The sequence below is a fragment of the Loktanella sp. DSM 29012 genome, from assembly GCF_900110705.1.
Taxonomy (GTDB): Bacteria; Pseudomonadota; Alphaproteobacteria; order Rhodobacterales; family Rhodobacteraceae; genus Loktanella; species Loktanella gaetbuli.
The window spans coordinates 1-21,583 of sequence record NZ_FOEJ01000006.1; the positions used below are offsets into that span (position 1 = coordinate 1).

A 21,583-nucleotide genomic window follows, 5' to 3' on the forward strand; every position below is an offset into this window, starting at 1 on the left:
TCTGTTCTTCCGTGAACCTTGATCGCTTCATCGTCCGTCTCCTTTACAAGGAACAGACTAACCCCAAATCGCGGACTTTTTAGGGGAGCAGGTCAGTTCGGAGACAATTAACTGGATAGGTCTTTCCTGACTTATCGAATGCCACATGCGCAATAATGTAAGACAACTAGCTCTCCCGAGTGAACTGGCCCCTATTTCGACCGAACGCCTTACATGGACCAAAGAGGCCTGCGGTGACGCGGTCGCAATTCAAACTTACCTTCATCAACAAATTGGCGAGATTGAGGCTTTCGTGCAAGGCGGCGATCTATCGTGTCCTTAACGGGCCGCGACGCTGTTCGAAGGCCGCCACCCGAATGTTCTTAAACGACCTTCTCCAACAACACCTTCGCCTTCCCCTCCATCACCAACCGCGCGTCCTGCTGCGGCTTTGACCGAGCCACCGCCGTGATCCCCTGCACGAAGTCGAAGACGCTCTCGGGCGGGCGGCCTTCTTCGGCCAGCACCGACTCGACGATCCGCCCCGTCTCCGCCTTCGAGAAACCGCGCTTGCGCAGGAAGTCCTGACGGTCCTCGTCTGTCCGCGCGACGATCTTCTCGCGCGCCGCGCGGATGCCGTCGATGAAGGGCACGGGCGAGGACTCGGCGAAGCGGCTGAGCGCAGGCGCAGCCTCGTGGGCAAAGCGGGAGGCGGCGTATTTCGAATGCCGAATGGTGATCTCCTGGAAATCTTCGACGCCCCACAGGTTGCGGTTCTGGCAGACCGCGCGCAGGTAGAAGCTGGCGATGCCGAGCGTTTTGGCCCCCACCTCGGAGTTCCAGCAATAGAACCCCCGGAAATAGAGGTCGGGCGAGCCATCGGGCAGCAGCCCCGCCTCGATCGGGTTGAGATCGTCGACGAGGAACAGGAACACGTCGCGGTCCGAAGCGTAGAGCGTCGTCGTCTCCTTAGTCACGTCCACGCGGGGGTTGTAGATGCCCGTCGACCAGTCGAGCACGCCGGGCACCTTCCAGCGCGTGTCGCCCGTGCCGTTGCCCGCGATGCGCTGAACGGCGGAGACCAGTTCGTGGTCGTAGATACGCCCGTAATCGGGGCCGGTCACGGCGCGCAGTTCCGTGCGACCATTGGCGACTTCCATGGTCTTGATCTGCTCGGCCCGGTGGTTCGTCAGCCCGTATTGCAGGTTGATCCCCGCCAGCGGCGCGGGCAACTGTCGTAGATAGGCGGCAGGCGCGCCGACGAGGCTCGAGAGCTGGCCAAAGGACCAATGCGTCGGTGCGATGGGTTCATCCGCGCCCGGCAGGACAAGCCCGAGCTTCTCCGGGTCGTCGCGATGCGCCTCGACCCGGATCGCCGCACTCTCCACGGTGCGCGTCCGGCTCCGCTCCGCCCGGCCCTTGACCGAGGCGAAGAGATCGTCGAGCGACAGATACCGCTCGTCATCCGGCCGCGAGAACCACTCCGACGACACGCGGTCCACGTTGGTGCCGCGCGACACATCCACCTTGTAGCCGCCGCTGATGTCACGCCCGGCATCGATAATCTGGGTATTCATGGGTTTTCTCCCGCGACGGGCGGCCGAAAGCCTCTCTCTCGACCTCCAAACCCGTCACGGGCCGGGACGGCACCCCTCCGACCCTCCGGTCACTCGGCTACGCGGGTCTCGAGCGGGGAAGGGGCGCGCGACGCCGCGAGGCGGTGCAGCGTTTCCGGGCGGATATGCGTGTACCGGCGCAGCATCTTCCAATCCTTGTGGCCGGTGACCAGCGAGACCTGTTCGATCGCGAATCCGGCCTCGAACAGGCGGCTTGTGCCCTCATGGCGCAAATCGTGGAAATGCAGGTCCTTTACGCTGACCTCGACGCAGGCGCGCCGGAAGGCCGTTCCGACCGATCTCGAGTTGTAGGGAAAGATCCGGCCTCTTGCGTGCCCGAGTTCCTTGGCCTGATCGGTGACCAACACCCAGGCATCGAACCCCGAGGCGGCGAAGAGCGGGATCCGCTGGTCGTTTCCAGTCTTGTTGCGCGGGTTTTTTCGGTCGCGGATCAGGAGCATCCGGCGGTCGACATCGAGATCGGTCCATTCGACCCGGCAGATTTCGTCGAGCCGCATGGCGGTGGTCACCGCGAACTTCACGATGCGTGTCATCGGCAGGGTCAGGCGTTCGTTGTCATCGAAGCAACGGAAGAGGCGGTTCAACTCATCGGTGGTGGGGCGACGATCCCGCTCCGTGCCCTTGCCGATCAGGCCGAGACGCTTGAGCGCGACACGCGCCAGATCAACGGGTTCGGGAGAAATATCGAGCCCGTGCACGGCGGCAGCGTGGGTGATGATCATCTTGATCACCCCGATGTCGATCCCGAGAGTCACTGGTCCCGCGCCTTGGTCCGCACGCATCTTGCCGTAGTCGATCAGCTTCTGCCGATCGAGGTGACCGATCCGTTCCTTCCCAAGATCGCGCTTCAACGTGGTGAGTGTGGCGGCCTTGCTGCGACGCGGCGGTTTCCCTACCTCGCACATATCGGTTATATGAAGGTCAATGAGGTCGCCAAAGGTCTGGAGGCGGGAAACGGACGACTTGTTCGGCGCCAACCCCTGATCGACCCGGGTCTCCGCTTGGCGGGCCCAGCGATGGGCATCGTCGCGACGGAGAAACGTCTCGCTCGCGTAGCGGCCCTTTCGTCTGATCTGGACCCGGTAGGCACCGGAGGGGAGCTTGGTGATGGAGGCCATTTTCGTGTGCGCTGTGTGTGCAATGAGTCGTCGTAGAGGGGCAAATTCGGGGATATTGGGGCGTGTTCCAGCGTAGCAGCATCCGCCGCCAACAGTTTGAAGATACACAAAAAATGCAAATAAATCAACACGCTAGATTGTCTACGGCCCCCATGATGGATTGGACCGACAGGCATTGCAGGTATTTTCACCGGTTGATGTCGCGTCAGGCGTTGCTTTATACCGAAATGGTGACGGCACCTGCTGTGGTGCTGGGCGACACCGACAGGCTCTTGCGGTTCAATGCACAGGAACATCCCGTGGCCGTGCAGCTGGGTGGATCAGAGCCTGCGCTCTTGGCAGAGGCGACACAAATCGCGACCGCAGCAGGTTATGACGAGGTCAATCTGAATTGCGGTTGCCCGTCGGACCGTGTGCAGTCAGGGCGTTTCGGTGCCATCCTGATGACAGAACCCGATCTGGTCGCGGCCTGTGTCACGGCGATGCAGGACGCCACGCATCTTCCGGTCACCGTGAAATGCCGGATCGGTGTGGACGATCAGGACCCCGCGCAGGTGCTGCCCGATTTTCTGGAACGGGTCGCGGGGGCGGGTGTGACGCGGTTCACGATCCATGCGCGCAAGGCGTGGTTGCAAGGCCTCAGCCCCAAGGAAAACCGCGATATACCCCCGCTGGATTACGACCTGGTGCTGGCGATGCGGGACCGCTTTCCAGACCTGCATCTCAGCGTGAACGGCGGGATAGACAGCCTTGATCTTGCAGAGGATTTTCTGGCCAAGGGATTGGATGGCGTGATGGTCGGGCGGGCGGCCTATCACGACCCCAGCGCGATCCTGCTGGATGCTGACCGCCGCATCTTTGGCACCGATCACGCCATCACGGCGCATGAGGCGGTCATGCAGATGGTCCCTTATGTCGATGCGCATATCGCGCAGGGCGGCCGCCTGCACCAGATCACCCGGCACATGCTGGGGCTGTTTCAGGGTCGGCCGGGTGCGCGGATGTGGCGACGTCACCTGTCGGAAAATGCATCGCGCGACGGCGCATCATCGCAAACGATGCTGGACGCGCTCGCCTTCGTGACGCAGGTTGCCGCTGAATAGGGGGAACCAGTCATGGATGTTGTGTTGCTGTTGCAGATGGGGGCGCTGTTGCTGGTCATCGGCGCCTTTGGTGGGATTCTGGCCGGTTTGCTGGGCGTCGGTGGTGGCATCGTGTTGGTGCCTGCGTTCTATTACGCCTTCGTGGGGCTGGGGTTCGACGGGCCAGAGGTGATGCGCCTGTGCCTTGGCACATCCCTCGCTACGATCATCGTGACCTCGATCCGGTCGGTCATGTCGCACAACAAGAAGGGTGCGGTTGACTGGGATATCCTGAAAACATGGGCCCCGGGCATCGTGATCGGTGCAATCCTTGGCACCTTGCTGGTGGCACAGTTGCGCACCAGCGCGCTTCAGGCGATTTTCGGCGTTCTGGCCGTGATTGTCGGCCTTTACATGGCGACGGGGCGTAATCACTGGCGACTGGGCGATGCGATGCCCAAGGGCGTGCTGCGCGCGATCCTGTCACCGATGCTGGGTTTTTTATCGGTGCTGATGGGGATTGGTGGCGGGTCTTTCGGCGTGCCGGTGATGTCGCTGTTCGGGGTGCCCATCCACCGGGCTGTGGCAACGGCGGCTGGATTTGGCGTGATCATCGCGGTGCCTGCGGTCGTGGGTTTCCTGCTGACGCCAATGCAGGACGCGCCGCCGTTCACGATCGGGTCGGTCAATGCGGTGGCGTTCCTGCTGGTCATCGCCATGACGCTGATCACCGCCCCGATGGGGGCCGCGCTGGCCCACCGGATCGACGCAAAACCGCTCAAGCGGGGGTTTGGCGTGTTCCTGATCCTGGTGGCGCTGAACATGCTGCGCAAGGTGCTGTTCTAGAACGCATTTGCGCGGTAGTCGGCCAGCGTCTTGCCCGGTTCGTCGACGAATAGACCGGGCAGCAGGCGCAGCCCTGTCATTTGATCCAGTCGCAGGTCGTCGAACCTGCGACCGGTTTCGTTCCACGCCGTCAACGTCCAGAGCCTGCCCCAATAGTCCAGACGCAGCGGCCGCAAGGTCGCGGTCTGATCGCCTATTGTCACCTGCACGCGCTGGCGGGCCCGCACCGCCTGCCGCAACGCCGCCAGGTGCTGAAACCCGCGTGCGGCATCGGCAAACGGATAGATCGCCAGTGCGTGATGCGCGGGATCGCCCGATTCCTCTGGCAAGAGCGCGTCCAGTTTTGCCGACAGACCCTGTGCAGCGCGCGACAGTTCCCCGTCATGGCCCTGTGCCACGACTGCAAGACCGATCGTCAGTGCCTCGACCTCGTCCATGGTCAAGTTCAGCGCGGGCAGTGTGACCGCTGCGGTGATCCGGTAGCCCACGCCGCGCTCCCCCGAGACCGGTACGCCAGAGGCGGCCAGCGTGTCCATGTCGCGATAGATCGTGCGGACGTGCACGCCTGTGGCCTGCGCCAGCGCCTCGGCCCGGTGAAGCCCGCCACGGCGCAGCAATTGCACGATCCGCATCAGCCTGTCGGCACGTTTCACAGGCGATCCTCCCTCCTGACAGGTTTCTGTCGCAAGTTGTGAAAAGTCCAGCAAAAAAAGGTGGATTGCCCGTTTGCAATTCCGTGAAAGCCCTTTCAAACGGGCGCACCGCGTTTTATGTCTGTTGGGTCATTACCGCCGTGGGAAGCCACCCGCCGCGCGCAAAGGGGAATTTGAAATGTTGAACAACATCGGCCTTCCGGGCCTTCTGCTGATCGCCGTCGTCGTACTGGTCCTGTTCGGGCGCGGCAAGATTTCGTCGCTGATGGGCGAGGTCGGCAAGGGCATCACCGCGTTCAAACGCGGTGTCGACGACGGCAAGAAAGAACTGGACGACAGCTTTGGCGACGCGCGCGACGTCACACCTGACGCAAGCGTCGACAAAGCCGACAAAGACAAAGTCTAAGCCACAGATAGGGGGCGCTGCCCATGTTCGGCCTTGGCGCGAGCGAAATGATCCTTTTGGGGATCGTGGCCCTGATCGTGATCGGGCCAAAGGACCTGCCTAACATGTTCCGCACGCTGGGACAGTTTACCGGCAAGGCGCGGGCCATGGCGTCCGAATTCAGCCGCGCGATGGAGGCTGCGGCCGACGATGCGGGGGTCAAGGATATCTCCAAGTCGATCAAGGCGGCGGCCAATCCGCAGGCCTTTGGACTGGACAAGGCCCGTGAGGCCGCCGGTCTGAAGGACAAGCCCGCATCCGCCACGGCCAAGCTGTCCGCCGAACGGCAGGCTGCTAAGGACAAGATCAGTGCCGCTGCCGCACAGGCGGCCGAGGACCGTCAGGCGCGCGAGGCGGCTCAGGCCGAAATGGACGCAGACAACGCCGATTTCATGTCAGCCGAGGCGACCGATACCACGGACACGCCCCCCAAACCCAAGGATGAGGCCAAGGCATGAGCGCTGCCGACGAACTCAACGACAGTGCCGCACCGCTGATCGAGCACCTGACCGAATTGCGCGACCGGCTGATCCGGTCGCTGGTTGCGTTCATCATCGGGATGATCATCTGTTTCACCGTCTGGAACCCGATATTTGATTTCCTGACACGTCCGCTGTGCCGCGCGCTTGAACTGGACGGCCAGGACTGCGGCCTGATCTTTATCGCCCTCGAAGAAGGTTTCTTTGTCGCGATCCAGATTTCACTGCTGGGCGGTCTGGTGCTGGCGTTCCCGGTCATCAGCTACCAGTTGTGGCGGTTCGTGGCACCGGGGCTGTACAAGACCGAAAAGGGCGCGTTTCTGCCGTTTCTGGTGGCCTCGCCGTTCATGTTTTTCCTCGGCGCGTCATTCGCCTATTTCGTCATCACGCCGCTGGCGTTCGATTTCTTTCTCGGGTTTCAGCAGGGCAACACACTGACCGACGGACCAGAAGGGGCAACGACGCAGGCGGCGGGTCTGCTGTTTCAGGGATCGGCCAAGGCCTATCTGAACCTGACGATCAAATTTATCGTGGCCTTTGGCCTGTGTTTCCAGCTGCCCGTCCTGCTGACCCTGATGGGCAAGGCTGGTCTGGTCAGCGCGGTGGGTCTGCGCAACACGCGTAAATATGCCGTGGTCGGCATCCTGCTGGTGGCGGCGTTGGCGACACCGCCGGATGTCGTCAGTCAGGTGATCCTGTTTGTCGTAGTTTATGGCCTGTACGAGGTGTCGATCCAGCTTGTCGCGCGTGTCGAACGGCAGCGTCTGGCCAAGCTGCGCGCCGAAGGCATTGTCGGCGAAAATGAGGATCTTGACGGAAACCCGATCGATGATGACGCGAAATGAGTGATGCAGCCCTCGAACGGATCGCGGCCGCCCTGGAACGGCTGCGTCCGGGCCCTGCGGTCGCCCCGGATTTCAGCGCGGCGAACGCGTTCGTCTGGCAGGCCGATCCTGACAGTCTGGTGCCCGTTGATCGCGTGTCCCGCGTGGATGTTGACCTGCTGGTCGGGATCGACAGGTCGCGTGATACATTGCTGGAAAACACCCGCCGTTTTGCCGAAGGGTTGCCGGCCAACAATGCGCTGTTGTGGGGCGCGCGCGGGATGGGAAAATCCAGTCTGGTCAAGGCGGTGCATGGCAAACTGAATGCCAGCCATCCGCAGCTGAAGATCATCGAGATTCAGCGCGAGGACCTGCCGTCGATCAGCCGCTGCCTGCACCTGCTGCGCGGTGCGGACGCGCAGTTCATACTGTTTTGCGATGACCTGTCGTTCAGCCACGATGATGCGCATTACAAATCGCTCAAGGCCGTGCTGGACGGCGGCATCGAAGGGCGGCCCGACAATGTCGTGCTTTACGCCACATCGAACCGGCGGCACCTGATGCCGCGCGAGATGATCGAGAACGAACGCGCCACGGCGATCACACCGGGCGAGGCGGTCGAGGAAAAGGTTTCCCTGTCGGACCGTTTCGGCCTGTGGCTGGGGTTCCACGCCTGCGATCAGGATCAATTCCTGACCATGATCCGCGGGTATTGCGATTCCTACGGCATCGCCATTGATGACGCCACACTGCGCGCCGAAGCGATCGAATGGCAGGCCACCCGTGGAAGCCGGTCCGGTCGCGTGGCCTGGCAGTACTTTACGGATTTGGCAGGACGACGCGGCGTGGCGATCCAGTAGGATCGCCCGGGGGCGCTGCCCCCGGACCCCCGGGATATTTCGGGCCAGAAGAAAGGCTCAGGGCAGGAATTCGTTCGGATCGACCGAGTTCAGCCCGCGCCGCACCTCGAAATGCACGAATGTCGGGTCACCTGCGCCAACCTGACCCAGATTGCCGCCGCGTGCGACGCTGTCGCCTTTGGCGACGCTCAGGTTCTCGAGGTTGGTGTAGACGGTGAGCAGGTTGTCTGCATGTTTGACAACCACGATGGATGTGCCTGACGTGTCTTGTGTGACGGCTGCAACGGTGCCGCTGTCGGCGGCCTTAACCGTGGTGCCCGCGGTCGCCGCGATGTCGATGCCTTCGTTGCGCCCGGGGCTGTAGTCGCGGATGATCGCGCCAGCCAACGGCCTGACGAAACGTGCCTCGTTTGCTGCGGGTGTGGCCGCCGGGGCGGGGGCTGGCGGTGGAGGCGGCGGCGGTGCGGATGCTGTTTCCGACACTGTCGGGGCCGCTGTCGTCAGATCGGGTGCATCGGGCAATGTCACAGGTGCCGCGACGGATGGCGTGCTGGCGGGCAGGGGGGCCGCAGCCGAGGGTGGCACGGGCGATGTGCTGCCGATACCGGGGGCCGTGATCGGGCCGCCCGCAGGATCGGCGGCACCGCCGCCCTGCGGCACCAGAATGAACTGACCCTCGCGCACGGTGAGGCTGGAATCCAAACCGTTCCATTCTGCCAGCGTGCCGACGGGGACGTTGTACAGGCGGCTGATCGAAAACGCCGTTTCACCGCGTTCGACGCGATGGCGGATCGGTTGGGTGGCGGTCGTCTGGGCCGGTGACGCGGCCGGTACGGCCAGCCCGCCGGATGTGGCATCTGCGCGGTCCAGCGCCGTTGTTGCCACCGCGGTCACATCCAGCGGCACCGTCGTTTGTGCGCCCGGAACGCGGGTCGGCAAGGCCAGCACCTCGCCATCGCGCAGCGTGACGCCCTTTTCGATCCCGTTGAAACTGGCAAGCGTCGCGGGATCGACACCGACGCGGGATGCGATCGAGGCGACCGTATCGCCACGTCGCGCGACGGCGACCTGATAGTCGGCATAGGTGATGACGCCGCGCTGGTCGGGATCGGGTCGATCCGGCAGATTTCCCACCGCCGGCGATGTATCGAATGCGCCGGTGCGATCCCGCAAGTCGATGTCCGGCAGGCCGGCGTCGCAGGCCGCCATCAAGGCGATCCCCGCGCAACTGAAGGTCAGGCGCAGGGCTGCGTTACGGCGGGTCTGGGTCATGGATGGGCTCCTGTCCACTGCGGGGTCCGTCTTGCGCGGGTTGGCCATCGTTTTAGTCCTCTCCGAGGCCTTCAATCAAGGGAACAAAGCGCACATCGCGCAATTCCGCGTAATCAAGGCCCTGTGGTGTACGTGTCACGCGGATCAGGGTCTGAACGGTATCTGACTGGCCCACGGGCAGCACCATGATCCCGCCCTCGCGCAATTGCGCCAAAAGCGGGCCGGGCGGGTCCTCGGCTGCTGCGGTCAGAAGGATGCGGTCGAACGGGGCCTGTTCCGGCAACCCGTGGCTGCCGTCGCCGACCAATGCGGTGATGTTGTGCAGATCGAGCGCGTCAAAGATCGTCTGGGCCTCGGTCACGAGGCGACGGAAACGGTCCACCGTATAAACCCTGCGCGCGAGCTGGCTGAGGATCGCCGCCTGATAGCCTGACCCGGTTCCGATCTCGAGGACCTTGTGTCGGGGCTGAACATCGAGGGCCTGCGTCATGATCCCGACGACCGACGGCTGGCTGATGGTCTGGCCGCAGGCAATGGGCAGCGGCATGTCCTCGTAGGCACGTTCGGCAAAGAGGCCCTTGTTGACAAATCGCGACCGGTCGATGCGTTCCATCGCTGTCAGCACGCGTTCGTTCGTCACCCCCTTGGACCTGAGGGCAAAGAGGAACTGCATCTGGGTTTGCGGATCGGTCAAGCCAGCCTGTCCCGCATCTGGTCGATCACATCGTGCGCCGTGAGGTCCGCGCGCATCGGCGTGGCCGAGATATAGCCATCGACATTGGCCTGTGCATCGGTGCCTGCCCCGGTCGCGCGTTGCTGATCGCCTCCCTTGACCCATAAAAAATGCCGGTGACCCGGGGTTTCGGCGCGGACCACGTGATGATGACCGCCGCGGCGGAACCCTTGGGTCGTGACCTGAAATCCCGCCACCTCTGCGGCCGGGACGGGGGGGAAATTCACGTTCCAGAACAGGCAGTAGTCGGCATCGTCCCAAACGTCGGCGGCCAGCAGCCTGTTGATGGTGGCAACACCATGGGCGGCGGCGGCTGCAAAGGCATGTTCGGGGTCCATGTTCCGTGGACCATAGTACTGCGACAATGCGATGGCCCGGTGACCCTGCAACGCAGCCTCCATCGCGGCGCCGATCGTGCCGGAATAGAGCACGTTTTCAGCGGCGTTGTTGCCGCGGTTCACGCCCGACAGGATCAGATCGGGTTCCCCGGGCAGGATGTCGAACAATGCGGCCAGCACGCAATCGGCCGGCGATCCCTGAACCGCGAAACGCCGCGGGTCCAGCTGTGTGACCATCGTGGGATGGGTATAGTTGATGCAATGCCCGACGCCGGATTGTTCCTGCGCGGGGGCCACGGTCCAGACCTCGCCCGTGGGACCAGCGATTGCGGACGCGATGTCGTGCAGGACGGCCAGACCCGGGGCGTTGATGCCGTCGTCGTTGGTGATGAGTATCCGCATGACAGCCCTTTGCGCGTGTTGCCGCACGTTAGGTCATGGAAAAAGGCGGGGCAAGCGCTTGCCCCGCGCGGGGTTAGGATCAAGCCAGTATTTCGGGCAGCAGCCGGGCGGCCTCTGATGCCGGGCTGGCCAATGCACTGCGGTCTTCGCCGGGATAGAACCGGGCGCGCAATGCTGTGGGCATCGGGGCGGGGTCGATCAGGCGGACCTGCGGTCCGGTCTTGACCGTCTCGGCGGCCCAACTGTTGACCAGCGCCAGCTGTGCGGCCTTGGTGGCACCATATGTGCCGTAGAATTTCTGACCTGCAGGGTGGTCGTTGCAGAACACCGCGCGCCCCTGCGCACCCAGAAGCGGCGAGACATAACCGATCAGCCGGGCCGTGGCCGTCACGTTGACATCGAGCGATTTCGCAAGGTCCTTGGGCCCGATGTGTCCGGCAGGTGCCAGGGGTGCCGCGTGGATGGCCGTGTGGACCCACAGATCCAGCTTGCCCCAACGATCAAAAATACCGCGGCACAGTTGCTGCATGGCTGCGTCGACGCAAATGTCCATCGGCGCTAGCGTGGCCTGACCGCCCGCGGCCTTGACCGCGTCGTCCAGTTCTTCGAGCGCGCCAACGGTGCGTGCAACGGCAACGATATGGTGCGTGGGTGCGAGGGCGGTGGCAAGTGCCGCGCCAAGGCCACGAGAGGCACCGGTGATGAGGGCGATCTTATCTGTCATGCGCACCCTTTGCCGCAGCAAGGCGGCGCTGTCCAGTGTCAGCCTGGCATCGTCAACCTGCGTGTGACACCGCTGCGGTCCAGAAGGCTGAGCCCTTGTTCAGATACGGCCACGACGGTCATGTTATCCACGCGATCACCGATCGTTACCTGGCTGATCGCACCGCGTGCGGTTCGGATCAGCGCCGCATTGCCGTTTTGCGACAGCCGCAGTCCGATGAGTGCCAAGGTCGTCATGTCCAGTTTTTCTTCTGCGACAGCGATCTGTGCCACGTCGTCGGGGATGGGGTTGGTCGTGCTTGCGTCGGTCATGTTCTCGGCTCCATCTGGGCTCGCGCGCCAACTGAAGGAGTTCTGAATGAGGGAACAGCGGTAAATGCCGCAGCGCGGCATCCGTGCTGGGATGTGCTCAAATCAGGTGACCGGATCGGCGGTTTTCAGCGCAGCCCCGCCCCGTTTTAAACCCTTGCGATCACGATCCCGCAAGGCGTCCGCGATGCGGCGCAGTCCAGGGTCGTCGCGGTTGGCGGGTCAGACCTCGCGTTGCCGCGACCTGATGCCGTCGCTGGCCTCTGTCTTGTCGTGGAACAGGTGCACCTGCGTGGGGTAAGGCAGACCGATACTGGCCTTGTCCAACGCGGTGCAGGTTTCCTGAATGAGATTACACCGAATGTGGATGCGGTCCACTTTCGATGATTTGGTCCACCAGCGCAGGCGGATGATATTGGCGGAATCGCCCTGCCTGACAGGGATGGTTTCAGGCGCGGGGTCGGCCATCACGCCGTCAAAGGATGCGTAGAAAATTGTAGACGTCAGGACCACCACACAGTCAGAGCATATGTCTGCGTCGGGTGCGACGATACGAGCCCCCCTATGCCGCAATGGGCGTCAGACGGGGGCGTTGGTGCCCGGCACGATCATGAACCGGGCGGCAGGTGTTTTGCGCTCTATTCCGCCGGTTCCTTGGTCTTGAAACCGGCCTCGATCTTGTCCGAGGGCACAATGGGATAGTCGCCGGAAAAACAGGCGTCGCAATATTGCGGGGATTTCGGATCGCGGCCACCGGGCTCGCCCACGGCACGGTAAAGCCCGTCCAGCGAGATGAACTTGAGGCTGTCGACGCCCAGATGGGCTGTCATCTCGGCCTCTGTCATGCGGGCGGCGAGCAGTTTTTCACGTTCGGGCGTGTCCACGCCGTAAAAGCAGGGCCAGACCGTCGGCGGGCTGGCGATACGGAAATGCACAGAGGCGGCGCCGGCCTCGAGGATCATTTCCTTGATCTTTTGGCTGGTGGTGCCGCGCACGACACTGTCGTCGACCAGGATCACCCGCTTGCCCTGTATAAGGGCACGGTTCACGTTCAGTTTCAGGCGCACGCCCATGTTGCGGATCTGTTCGGACGGTTCGATGAACGTGCGGCCCATGTATTGGTTGCGCACGATCCCCATCGCAAAGGGAATGCCGGATTCCAGCGAATAACCAATTGCAGCGGGCGTGCCGCTATCGGGAACAGGGCAGACCAGATCGGCATCGACCGGTGCTTCCTTGGCCAGTTCGCGGCCGATGGCCTCTCGGGTTTCATAGACCGAACGGCCCCCCAGCGACGAATCCGGCCTGCTGAAATAGACATGTTCAAAGATACAGAAGCGTGATTTCCGGCGGCGGAACGGGAAATGGCTTTGCACGCCGTCTTCCGCGCTGATGACCAACATTTCGCCCGGTTCGATTTCACGGATGAAATCGGCACCCACGATGTCCAGTGCACAGGTTTCGGACGCGAGCACCCAGCCGTCGCCCAGCTGACCCAGCACCAACGGACGCACGCCCAGCGGGTCACGACAGCCAATCAGCTTGGATCGGGTCATGGCGACCACGGAAAACGCGCCTTCGACTTTGCGCAGTGCCTCTTCCATACGGTCGGGGATCGTGCGGCCCATCGACCTCGCCATCAGGTGGATGATGCATTCGGAATCGCTGGACGATTGAAAGATCGAGCCACGCTCGATCAACTCGCGCCGCAGGGCCACGGCATTCGTGATGTTGCCATTGTGCGCGATGGCCGCGCCGCCCATGGAAAATTCGCCAAAGAACGGCTGCACGTCACGAATCGCCGTCTGCCCCTTGGACCCGGCGGTGGAATAGCGCACGTGACCGATGCCGATATTGCCCGGCAGCAGCGCCAGCGTTTCCGCGCTGGTGAAATTGTCCCGCACCAGACCCATGCGGCGGGCCTGATTGAACCCCGTGGTGCTGTCGTAGGTCACGACACCACCGGCCTCTTGGCCACGGTGTTGCAGGGCGTGCAGGCCGAGTGCGATAAAGTTGGAAGCCTGCGAAACGCCGACGACGCCAAAGACGCCGCATTCCTCCTTGAGCTTGTCATCATCGGGATCGAACGGATGAGAAGGCAATGATTTCGCGGGGGCAGGATGGCTCGCATTGCGCACGTGGCAGCTCCGGTTCCGGGGGCGGTTGCGATGCGTTTAACCAATGCCCGCGGCAGAGTCACGAGACTGTCACACGACATTTGCATGGCGGGGCAGGTCAGACCGAAAATGGCCACCGCGATCACGTGATCGGGAACATTGCGTGACCTGCGGTGTTGAAAACCTAAGCTGCGGCGCTTTGCCCCAGTTGCAGCCAAAACGAAAGCCCCATCCCAAATGAAATCAGCGACGCACCTTGAATCCATACGGCGCAGCCTGACCCTGTTGATGTTGATCGCGATTTTCGTGACCTGTTATTTTGCGCGTGACCTGATCCTGCCTGTCATGCTCGGGTTTCTGATTGCCCTGACATTGTCGCCGGTTTCGCGCGGGTTGTCGCGCATCGGGGTCCCGCACTGGGCATCGGGCGTCGGCCTGATCGCGATCACCACGACGTTGATCGGGCTGATCATTTTGTTTGGCGCGGGAACAGTCAGCACCTGGATGTCGGATTTCGATGATCTGGCGCGCGAATTGCAGTTCAAACTGGCTGGCGTGTTCCGCCAGCTCGAAAGTGTGCGGCAGGCTGGCGAGGACGTGGCCAAGATGGCCGCAGCGGGCGGTGAAGCAGCCCAAGAGGTCGTGGTGCAACAGCCGACCATGCTGGACAGTGCATTCGACATGGCCGGCACATTGGGTGCCACATTGGCTGTGGCGCTGGTGCTGGCGACATTTCTGCTGGCGTCGGGTGACATGTTCTACATCAAGCTGGTCCAGAGCTTTGAAACCATGAGTGGCAAGAAACGCGCATTGACCATGGTCTATGACATCGAACGCAAGGTGTCGCATTACCTGCTGACGATTACGGTCATCAACGCGTCGCTGGGACTGTGCATCGGCGTCGCTCTGACGCTGCTGGGGCTGCCTTATGGCTGGCTCTGGGGCATCGTGGCGTTCTTGTTGAACTATCTGCCGTATCTGGGGGCGATGGCCGGGGTTTTGATGGTCGGGGCAATTTCGATCATCACCTTTGACGAATTCGGATATGCCCTGCTGGCCCCTCTGGTCTATCTTACCTTCACGACGATCGAGGGCAATTTCGTGACCCCGTCGCTGTTGGGCCGTCAGCTCAAGATGAATACCGTCGCGGTTTTCCTGACGGTCGTGCTCTGGGCGTGGCTATGGGGTATTCCCGGCGCGCTGGTCGCCGTGCCGTTCCTGGTGGTGTTCAAAGTGGTGGCAGACAATATCGACAGCCTGGCTATCGTCAGCAATTTCCTGTCAGGGGCCGACAGTTCGGAATTGCGGGACCTGCGGCGCGCGCCGATCGCCTTTGAGGATCACGGCGCGCACAAGGATGATTGAGGTTACTGAACGTCGGTCGTGGCACCGCATTCGCCGATCAACGCGGCATACTGCGACGTGATCCAGCCCAGTGCTGCCTCGGGGTCGCGATCTTCGAGCGTGCCGCCGAACTGGGTAAAGATGCGTGCGGAACGGCTGTCCTCGACCATGGCGATATCCTGTGCAGACAGTACCGTCTGATAGACAAAGAACGCCACCGTCACCAGCAGGACACCGCGGGCAACGCCAAACAGGAACCCCAGTCCCTGGTCCAGACCATTCAGCGCCGACCGCTGGATCACGCTGGAAAACAGGGGTGTGAATATCGAAACGACCACCAGCGCCACGGCGAACACCACGGCAAAGGCCGCGATGATCGACAATTCGCAGCTGTCACCGATGAAATCACCCAGCACCGGGATCTGGCGCACCAGCGGTTCGGCTTGACCGGCAAACAGGAACGCCAGAATCGTCGCCCCGATCCAGCCTGCGATGGCCATCGCCTCGCGGACCAGACCGCGCGAATAGGCCAGCAGCGCCGAAATAACGATTGTGGCGGCCACGATGCCGTCAATGATGGTGAAACCGTCCATGTGCGTCCCCCGGCTGGCCCGTGGCCGCTAGCGCGCGCCAAAAACCTGTTCTACGAAACCGGCCAGATCCTGCATTTCCCGCAGGTCCATCCCGGCGCCTTGCGTGCCCTTGGGCGCGCGCGGCATGATCGCCGAGGTAAAACCAAGTTTCTGCGCCTCTTTCAATCTATTTTCCGTCTGAATGACCGGACGCAACGCACCCGACAGGCTGATTTCACCGAAAATGACCGCCTCCTTGGGCAGGGCGGCATCCTCTCGGGCGGAAACCAGTGCTGCGGCCACCGCCAGATCGGCGGCGGGTTCATTGATCCGCAGGCCGCCCGCGACGTTCAGATAGACATCCAGACCGGTGAACGGCACGTCGCAGCGCGATTCCAGAACCGCCATGATCATGGCAAGCCGCCCGCCGTCCCAACCCACGACGGACCGGCGCGGCTGGCTGTGCGGCGAGGGTGCGACCAGCGCCTGAATTTCGCACAGGACGGGGCGTGTGCCTTCGACCCCGGCAAAGACGACAGAACCGGGGGCCGGTTCGCCGCGTTCGGACAGGAACAGGGCAGAGGGGTTTTTAACCTCTGCCAGACCCTTGCCGGTCATTTCGAACACGCCGATTTCATCGGCCGGGCCAAAGCGGTTTTTCACACTGCGCAGGATGCGAAACTGGTGCCCACGCTCGCCTTCGAAATAGAGCACGGTATCGACCATGTGTTCGACGACGCGGGGGCCTGCGATCGCACCTTCCTTGGTGACGTGGCCGACCATGACGACGGACATGCCCCGCTTTTTCGCAAAGGTCGTTAATTCGTGCGCGCAGGATCGGACCTGACTGACGCTGCCCGGTGCGCTTTCGACGGTGTCGGACCACATGGTCTGGATCGAATCGATCACGCACAGATCAGGCGTGTCCTGATCCAATGTCGTCAGGATGTCGCGCAGGTTGGTTTCGGCGGCCAGACGCACGGGCGATTTTTCCAAGCCCAGCCTGCGGGCGCGCATCTGTACCTGTGCATTCGATTCCTCGCCCGAAATGTAGACGACCCGCAGGCCGTTGCGCGCAAACCGTGCCGCGGCCTGCAGCAGCAATGTCGATTTGCCGATGCCGGGATCCCCGCCGACGAGCAGGGCCGACCCCTTGGTCAGGCCGCCCCCCAGAACACGGTCCAGTTCCGTGACACCGGACTGCGTGCGGGGCGGTTCCGCCTCTTGGGTGGCAAGGTCGGTCAGCGGGATCGATTTGCCGCGATGTTTGCCCAGTCCCTGTTTTTTGGGGCCGCTGGACAGGCCCGCATCCTCGACGATGCTGTTCCATGCGCCACAGGCGTCGCAACGCCCCGACCATTTGGCCGATGCCGCACCGCAGTCGGAACAGGTAAATGTCAGATCCTTAGCCATGTTCACCTTTTGCCCCAAAGCAGGCTGACTGGCAACGGCGCATTTTCGCGGAGGTCAGCCTATTCGGCGGCTGGTTTCTGTGCGGGCAGATTAACGATGTTGCTGGGTGGTGCGTCTTGTTCCGTGTCCTGATCCAGCGATGTGTCATGTTCCAGCGCGTATCCCAGCAGCGGCAGAACGCTTTGCAACGCTTCGTCCAGATGCGCGAGCTGGTTTGCGACGCGAGATTCCTCCATCTCGACCTGCGCGGACCAACTGCGGATCTGTTCGCAGATGTGCAACGCCTCCAGGATCTGTTCTTGCTGATCCTCGGCCTCTTTCTGGCGGGCGGCGAGGAACGCCTTGGCACGCGCGACCCGATCTTCTGAATAGACTTCGGCCAGATGCCGGGACGTCTGGCCCATCTGTGCCGCCACCTCGAGGACGCCGGGTTCCAGACGCACGAGGTCGGGATGATCGCGCAGATAGGCCAGCCGTTCGCGCACCGCATCAAATTCGGAGCTGAGGCTGAAGATGCCCTGACGGTCGGCATGATGCACCGCGTTATAGGCGACCTTGATATCGTCCATGCTGATCTGGAAATCGCGGTGACTGCGTTCCAGCGCCATCATCCGGGCGTTGGTCGGCAGGAAAAACGCCATCGCGGACAGCAAGACCGTCAGACCGATCTGAAGCCACATCCCCGCATGTGGATAGGGTACACCGCCCACAGATGCCTCGAATGTCAGCCAACCGGTCACGCCAAGCGCACTGAGCGATGTGAACACCAACGCTGACACCGCCACGACGGCCACGACAAACAACGACACGGCATGCAAGATCTGGATCACGTAACGAATGGAAAGCGACATCGCGGTGGGTCCGATCGGAAAGTCTCATACTACGGATTAACCATAGGGCGAATTTCGAGGGCGTCCTACATGCTTTGCGGAACGGCCTGTCTCGATTGTATACACCTGCGAAACAATGATTGACGGCCCCCCGGATTGGGTAGGCTATCGTCAATTGACAGTTGAAAAAACCGTCAGGATTTTCAGATTGTTAGGCGTTTTTCCGCCAGTCGAACCAGAATTGTGGATAATTTCGCTATCCCCTATCTGATTTCGACACTTTGACCGCCGGTGTTGCCGGAGAGCGTCAAAATATTGCCAGATTCATCGCATTAGGACCCGAATCGGGTCGCTTCTCCGGCGTAGCGACGGCTGTAGCGCGCACCCAGGCTGGTCAGGATTTCATAGCCGATGGTGCCGGCCGCGCGGGCCAGGTCGTCAACGGTCTGATCCGGTGACAGGATGGACAGTGAAACGGGATCATCCCGCAGATCGGTGATATCCACCGTGATCAGATCCATCGAAATACGACCGACCAGCGGGCAGGGCTGTGACCCCGCCCAAAGCGTTGCCCGCCCCGATCCCGCGCGCAGCAACCCGTCGGCGTATCCGGCCGACAAGGTGGCGAGGCGCGTGGGACGTTCGGCCTGCCAGCTGTTCCCATAGCCCACGACCTCGCCTTCGGTCAGGTCGCGGATCTGCACGATCGGCAGATCGAGCCGGGCCACAGGCCGCGCCGCTGCAAAGGGCAGGCCACCATAAAGACCAATTCCGGGACGGCATTCATCAAAGTGATATTCGGACCCCAGCAGCATCCCGCCGGTCGCAGCAAGGCTGCGCGGTGTGGTGATGCCATCGGTCATCTGGTGAAACACGTCCAGCTGATAGGGATTCATGGGATGATCGGGTTCATCCGCGCAGGCAAGGTGAGACATCACCACGACAGGTTTGCGCCGAAGGGCGGGTTCGGCCACCTGTGCCCAGTCATCCCATTCCAGTCCCAGCCGGTTCATGCCGGTATCAAGCTGAAGACCAAAGGGATGGTCCGGCAGATCCCGAAAATGGCGGTCGATCTGTGACAGGCTGTTCAGGATCGGTGTCAGGTGGTGGTCCACCAGCAGCTGTGTGTCGCCTTTCATGTGGCCGGTCAGAACCCGTATCTGGGCCCGGTCGCCTAAGGCTGCGCGCAGGGCGGCACCTTCTTCGGCGACCGCGACGTAGAAGATCCGCGCGCCCTGCTTTGCCAGCGCTGCCGCAACGCGGCCCGCCCCCAGGCCGTAACCGTCCGCCTTGACCACGGCAGCGGTTTCGCAGGAGGTCAGCGCGTTCAGGCTGCGCCAGTTTGCGCCCACGGCGCCGAGGTCGATCGTCAGATGTCCAGTGCTCATACCTGCCTTGTGCCACTGTTTTGCGGGCTGGGCAATCGGGAGGAGTAGCCAGCGGGGGTGACGCATTTTCTGCGAAAATGCGGCGCCTCCGGCGGGAGTATTTCGGGCAAGATGATGCAGGTGTCCGGTGCTGCCGGGGGTCGCGCGTCATCTTAGTCAGCCGTGACGATCCTGTATTCGGTCAGCTCCCCGGCGGTCAGCAGGTAGATTTCGTCAGGTGGGGTGACTAGCGCGTGCTGCATGACCAGCGGATCGACCCCCATGTCGTCGAGAAAGCTCATGACCTCGCCCTGGCCGCGCTGAATGTCCTCGACGGCGAGAAAGGCGGGCAGGGCGGTGTTTTCCCCAAAATAATGCTGATGCACGCCAACCAATGCGCCGTCCTCGACCTGTCGCGTGGTGCCGGACGACAGGATGTAGGGGCAGGCGGACAGGCAGATGTCCGTCGCTGTCATGCGCGTGCCGATCCCTGCGGCGCGCAGGGCACGACCAAGGGTCAGCGCATCGCTGACCGACCCGCCCGGACTGTTGAGAAACGCCTGTTCCGGCGCGGGATCGACGGTCGCAAGAAAGGTGGCAAAGCGGTCGGCGTCACCCGGTGCAATGCTGCCCGTAAGGGTAATGACAGGTGCCCCGTTCCAGACCGTGTCGACGAATTCCAGCCGCGAGGGCATGTCCGTCGTTGCGGGGATCGGACGCGATCCTGGACGGGGTGCGCGCGGACTGACCTGGCTGGGATCATAGCGCCGGGTCTGGTCGCCGGGGCCCAGTGGTTCAGTCAGGCCGGGCGCGGTCGAGGGGCTTGCGATCTGCGGCAGGATGCGTGCCAGGTCAGAGCTGAGCATCACGCCCGCAAAGACGACCTGCAGCCCGAGGATCCATTTTAGCCAGCGGCCTGTCTGATGCGGTCTGGCCGTCATGTGTCCGGCTCTTGGGCGGGCGGTGGTGGTGGCGGGACGGGCCGCGGCGCGCGATCAAGCGAAGTGTCCATGTCACGGATCGCCGTCACGGCCGCGCGCAGTTCGGCCAGGGTCATGCTGTCCTCGGTGGCGGTGCCTTCGCGGCCGACACGGATCGCGGCCTGTGTGACGGCGAGGATCAGCACCAGCACGGCCGGAAGCAGGTCGATGGCGATGGCCCCCGCCCAACTGGGCACAAAGCTGCCGGCGTACTTGATCACGGCGTCTGCGGAAGAGATCGGCGTATAGCTGATGTCTGCAGGCGGCGTCATCGACAGCACGGCCTGTGCCGCCGATTGAAGCCCCTCGGCACGTTGGCGCAGCACGGCCAGCACGGCATCGATCGTTGCCTGCTGTCCGGCCCGCGTGGTGTCGTTGCTGCCGTCCAGTTGCGGCAGGACGACCGAATCCGCAAGGTCGGTGGCGGCGCGGCTGACCAGAGGCGCTACCGACAATTGCCGCAACTGCGTGATGACATTGGCGAGGCGCACGGCCTCTTCGCTGAACGGCACCGATCGTGCCTCGACCGGACCTTGTTCCACGGTCAGCGCGCGCATCCGTGACAGGATCGCATTGCCTTCGACAAAGGCCTGTTCGACCAGGGGTTGCTGTGCGGTGATCTGGGCCTCGAGCGCCGTCAGCTCGTCCGATTTCTGGCGCAAGAGACGGAATACGGCCCCCTGACCGGCGAATCCCGAAAGCTGACCCGTTGCTTCTTGTTCGGACAGATCGTCAAAGGACTGCCGCACGCGGGCCACGTCACGCGCCAGCGATTGCGCGGATTGCGTGATCTCGTCCGCACGTTCGAGCGCGGCCTGGTAGTCCTGCACGGTTTCGGCCAGATGCTGTTCGACGGCGGCGGCCCCGGCCAGCGCTGCCGCGTTCAGCCAGGACGACATCGCAACGATGGCCAGCGACCCCAGCGCCATCGACAGCATCAGCCCGATCCGCGCGGCCCCGGTGCGCACAGCGGGCAAAAGGCGCATCATGTAGGACCAGAACACGAAGATCCCGACCGACACGGCCACCGAATAGGCAAGCGCCGCAAAGACCGACAGTGCACCGTTGTCATCCAGCAGCGATGACACGCCGAGGTAGGTATAGATGCCCGATGCCACGGCCAGCACACCCAGCGCCGTTCCCGTGATGCTGTCCAGCCAGTCGACATGGGATTGCAGGTCGCGGGCGTTGCGGATGCCGCGCGCCTGCGCACGGGACAGGCGGGGGTCGTCGTCGGACATGGGGGTGCTCCTGCTGGTT

At 62.8% G+C, this 21,583-nt stretch carries 23 protein-coding genes; 7 read left to right on the plus strand and 16 right to left on the minus strand.

Going from position 1 to position 21,583, the window contains the following annotated elements; genetic code table 11:
- Nucleotides 1-362 precede the first annotated feature (362 nt).
- Nucleotides 363-1,556: a DUF932 domain-containing protein gene (locus tag BMX27_RS13825; protein ID WP_090160485.1), complete on the minus strand. Its 1,194-nt coding sequence runs from the start codon at nucleotides 1,554-1,556 to the stop codon at nucleotides 363-365.
- Between the two features lie 89 nt (nucleotides 1,557-1,645).
- On the minus strand, nucleotides 1,646-2,734 hold the full coding sequence (locus BMX27_RS13830) for a site-specific integrase (RefSeq protein WP_090160487.1): 1,089 nt from the start codon (nucleotides 2,732-2,734) through the stop codon (nucleotides 1,646-1,648).
- A gap of 113 nt (nucleotides 2,735-2,847) precedes the next feature.
- Between BMX27_RS13830 and dusA the strand changes: the two genes are divergently transcribed.
- Together dusA and BMX27_RS13840 are read left to right on the plus strand one after the other, a co-directional pair.
- Nucleotides 2,848-3,837: a tRNA dihydrouridine(20/20a) synthase DusA gene (gene dusA, locus BMX27_RS13835; protein WP_090160723.1), complete on the plus strand. Its 990-nt coding sequence runs from the start codon at nucleotides 2,848-2,850 to the stop codon at nucleotides 3,835-3,837.
- Between the two features lie 12 nt (nucleotides 3,838-3,849).
- The gene (locus BMX27_RS13840) at nucleotides 3,850-4,662 is read left to right on the plus strand and encodes a sulfite exporter TauE/SafE family protein (protein WP_090160489.1); all 813 of its coding nucleotides are present in this window, start codon (nucleotides 3,850-3,852) and stop codon (nucleotides 4,660-4,662) included.
- On the opposite strand, the gene BMX27_RS13845 is transcribed toward BMX27_RS13840, so the two are convergent.
- Nucleotides 4,659-5,315, minus strand: coding sequence for a helix-turn-helix transcriptional regulator (locus BMX27_RS13845; RefSeq protein ID WP_090160491.1), 657 nt, complete (start codon nucleotides 5,313-5,315; stop codon nucleotides 4,659-4,661). The genes BMX27_RS13840 and BMX27_RS13845 overlap by 4 nt on opposite strands.
- Nucleotides 5,316-5,493: 178 nt before the next feature.
- On the opposite strand from BMX27_RS13845, the gene BMX27_RS13850 reads away from it, so the two are divergent.
- Genes BMX27_RS13850 through BMX27_RS13865 form a run of 4 tightly spaced genes read left to right on the plus strand, consistent with a single transcriptional unit; the run spans nucleotide 5,494 to nucleotide 7,923 of the window.
- Nucleotides 5,494-5,721, plus strand: coding sequence for a twin-arginine translocase TatA/TatE family subunit (locus BMX27_RS13850; RefSeq protein ID WP_056033637.1), 228 nt, complete (start codon nucleotides 5,494-5,496; stop codon nucleotides 5,719-5,721).
- A gap of 23 nt (nucleotides 5,722-5,744) precedes the next feature.
- A complete protein-coding gene (gene tatB, locus BMX27_RS13855; protein WP_090160493.1) occupies nucleotides 5,745-6,218 on the plus strand; it encodes a Sec-independent protein translocase protein TatB in 474 nt (157 codons plus the stop codon).
- The gene (tatC, locus tag BMX27_RS13860) at nucleotides 6,215-7,084 is read left to right on the plus strand and encodes a twin-arginine translocase subunit TatC (RefSeq protein WP_090160495.1); all 870 of its coding nucleotides are present in this window, start codon (nucleotides 6,215-6,217) and stop codon (nucleotides 7,082-7,084) included. The genes tatB and tatC overlap by 4 nt, the downstream gene beginning before the upstream one ends.
- Nucleotides 7,081-7,923 carry an ATP-binding protein gene (locus tag BMX27_RS13865; protein WP_090160497.1) on the plus strand — a complete coding sequence of 281 codons (843 nt, stop codon included), beginning with the start codon at nucleotides 7,081-7,083 and terminating at the stop codon, nucleotides 7,921-7,923. The genes tatC and BMX27_RS13865 overlap by 4 nt, the downstream gene beginning before the upstream one ends.
- A 57-nt stretch (nucleotides 7,924-7,980) precedes the next feature.
- On the opposite strand, the gene BMX27_RS13870 is transcribed toward BMX27_RS13865, so the two are convergent.
- From BMX27_RS13870 to purF, 7 genes are all read right to left on the minus strand, one after another.
- Nucleotides 7,981-9,195 (minus strand): peptidoglycan DD-metalloendopeptidase family protein, encoded by a 1,215-nt coding sequence (locus BMX27_RS13870; protein ID WP_090160499.1) that lies wholly within the window; start codon nucleotides 9,193-9,195, stop codon nucleotides 7,981-7,983.
- Nucleotides 9,196-9,247: 52 nt separating this feature from the next.
- A complete protein-coding gene (locus BMX27_RS13875; protein WP_371260149.1) occupies nucleotides 9,248-9,868 on the minus strand; it encodes a protein-L-isoaspartate(D-aspartate) O-methyltransferase in 621 nt (206 codons plus the stop codon).
- 17 nt (nucleotides 9,869-9,885) lie between these two features.
- Nucleotides 9,886-10,668 (minus strand): 5'/3'-nucleotidase SurE, encoded by a 783-nt coding sequence (gene surE, locus BMX27_RS13880; protein WP_090160503.1) that lies wholly within the window; start codon nucleotides 10,666-10,668, stop codon nucleotides 9,886-9,888.
- Between the two features lie 79 nt (nucleotides 10,669-10,747).
- The gene (locus BMX27_RS13885) at nucleotides 10,748-11,392 is read right to left on the minus strand and encodes an SDR family NAD(P)-dependent oxidoreductase (protein WP_090160505.1); all 645 of its coding nucleotides are present in this window, start codon (nucleotides 11,390-11,392) and stop codon (nucleotides 10,748-10,750) included.
- A gap of 38 nt (nucleotides 11,393-11,430) precedes the next feature.
- Nucleotides 11,431-11,703 (minus strand): hypothetical protein, encoded by a 273-nt coding sequence (locus BMX27_RS13890; RefSeq protein WP_090160507.1) that lies wholly within the window; start codon nucleotides 11,701-11,703, stop codon nucleotides 11,431-11,433.
- Nucleotides 11,704-11,922: 219 nt separating this feature from the next.
- Nucleotides 11,923-12,213: a mechanosensitive ion channel family protein gene (locus BMX27_RS13895; protein WP_143056831.1), complete on the minus strand. Its 291-nt coding sequence runs from the start codon at nucleotides 12,211-12,213 to the stop codon at nucleotides 11,923-11,925.
- A 125-nt stretch (nucleotides 12,214-12,338) separates the two neighbouring features.
- Nucleotides 12,339-13,838: an amidophosphoribosyltransferase gene (gene purF / locus BMX27_RS13900; protein WP_226747311.1), complete on the minus strand. Its 1,500-nt coding sequence runs from the start codon at nucleotides 13,836-13,838 to the stop codon at nucleotides 12,339-12,341.
- Nucleotides 13,839-14,054: 216 nt separating this feature from the next.
- Between purF and BMX27_RS13905 the strand changes: the two genes are divergently transcribed.
- Nucleotides 14,055-15,182 (plus strand): AI-2E family transporter, encoded by a 1,128-nt coding sequence (locus BMX27_RS13905; protein ID WP_090160512.1) that lies wholly within the window; start codon nucleotides 14,055-14,057, stop codon nucleotides 15,180-15,182.
- Nucleotides 15,183-15,184: 2 nt separating this feature from the next.
- Here the strand turns inward: BMX27_RS13905 and BMX27_RS13910 are convergent, their stop codons facing one another.
- The 6 genes from BMX27_RS13910 to BMX27_RS13935 all read right to left on the minus strand — a co-directional run bounded on the left by BMX27_RS13910 (nucleotide 15,185) and on the right by BMX27_RS13935 (nucleotide 21,564).
- Entirely contained in the window at nucleotides 15,185-15,754 is a 570-nt protein-coding gene (locus tag BMX27_RS13910; protein ID WP_056033615.1) for a CvpA family protein, read from the minus strand.
- 27 nt (nucleotides 15,755-15,781) lie between these two features.
- Nucleotides 15,782-17,146, minus strand: coding sequence for a DNA repair protein RadA (gene radA, locus BMX27_RS13915; protein ID WP_090160514.1), 1,365 nt, complete (start codon nucleotides 17,144-17,146; stop codon nucleotides 15,782-15,784).
- Nucleotides 17,147-17,205: 59 nt separating this feature from the next.
- Nucleotides 17,206-17,997, minus strand: a complete 792-nt coding sequence (locus BMX27_RS13920) for a DNA repair protein (protein ID WP_090160516.1) — start codon at nucleotides 17,995-17,997, stop codon at nucleotides 17,206-17,208.
- A gap of 311 nt (nucleotides 17,998-18,308) precedes the next feature.
- Nucleotides 18,309-19,364, minus strand: a complete 1,056-nt coding sequence (gene alr / locus BMX27_RS13925) for an alanine racemase (RefSeq protein ID WP_090160518.1) — start codon at nucleotides 19,362-19,364, stop codon at nucleotides 18,309-18,311.
- A gap of 152 nt (nucleotides 19,365-19,516) precedes the next feature.
- Nucleotides 19,517-20,284 carry a COG3904 family protein gene (locus BMX27_RS13930; protein ID WP_090160520.1) on the minus strand — a complete coding sequence of 256 codons (768 nt, stop codon included), beginning with the start codon at nucleotides 20,282-20,284 and terminating at the stop codon, nucleotides 19,517-19,519.
- Nucleotides 20,281-21,564, minus strand: coding sequence for a hypothetical protein (locus tag BMX27_RS13935; RefSeq protein WP_090160522.1), 1,284 nt, complete (start codon nucleotides 21,562-21,564; stop codon nucleotides 20,281-20,283). Before BMX27_RS13935 ends, BMX27_RS13930 begins: the two co-directional genes overlap by 4 nt.
- Between the last annotated feature and the right edge of the window lie 19 nt (nucleotides 21,565-21,583).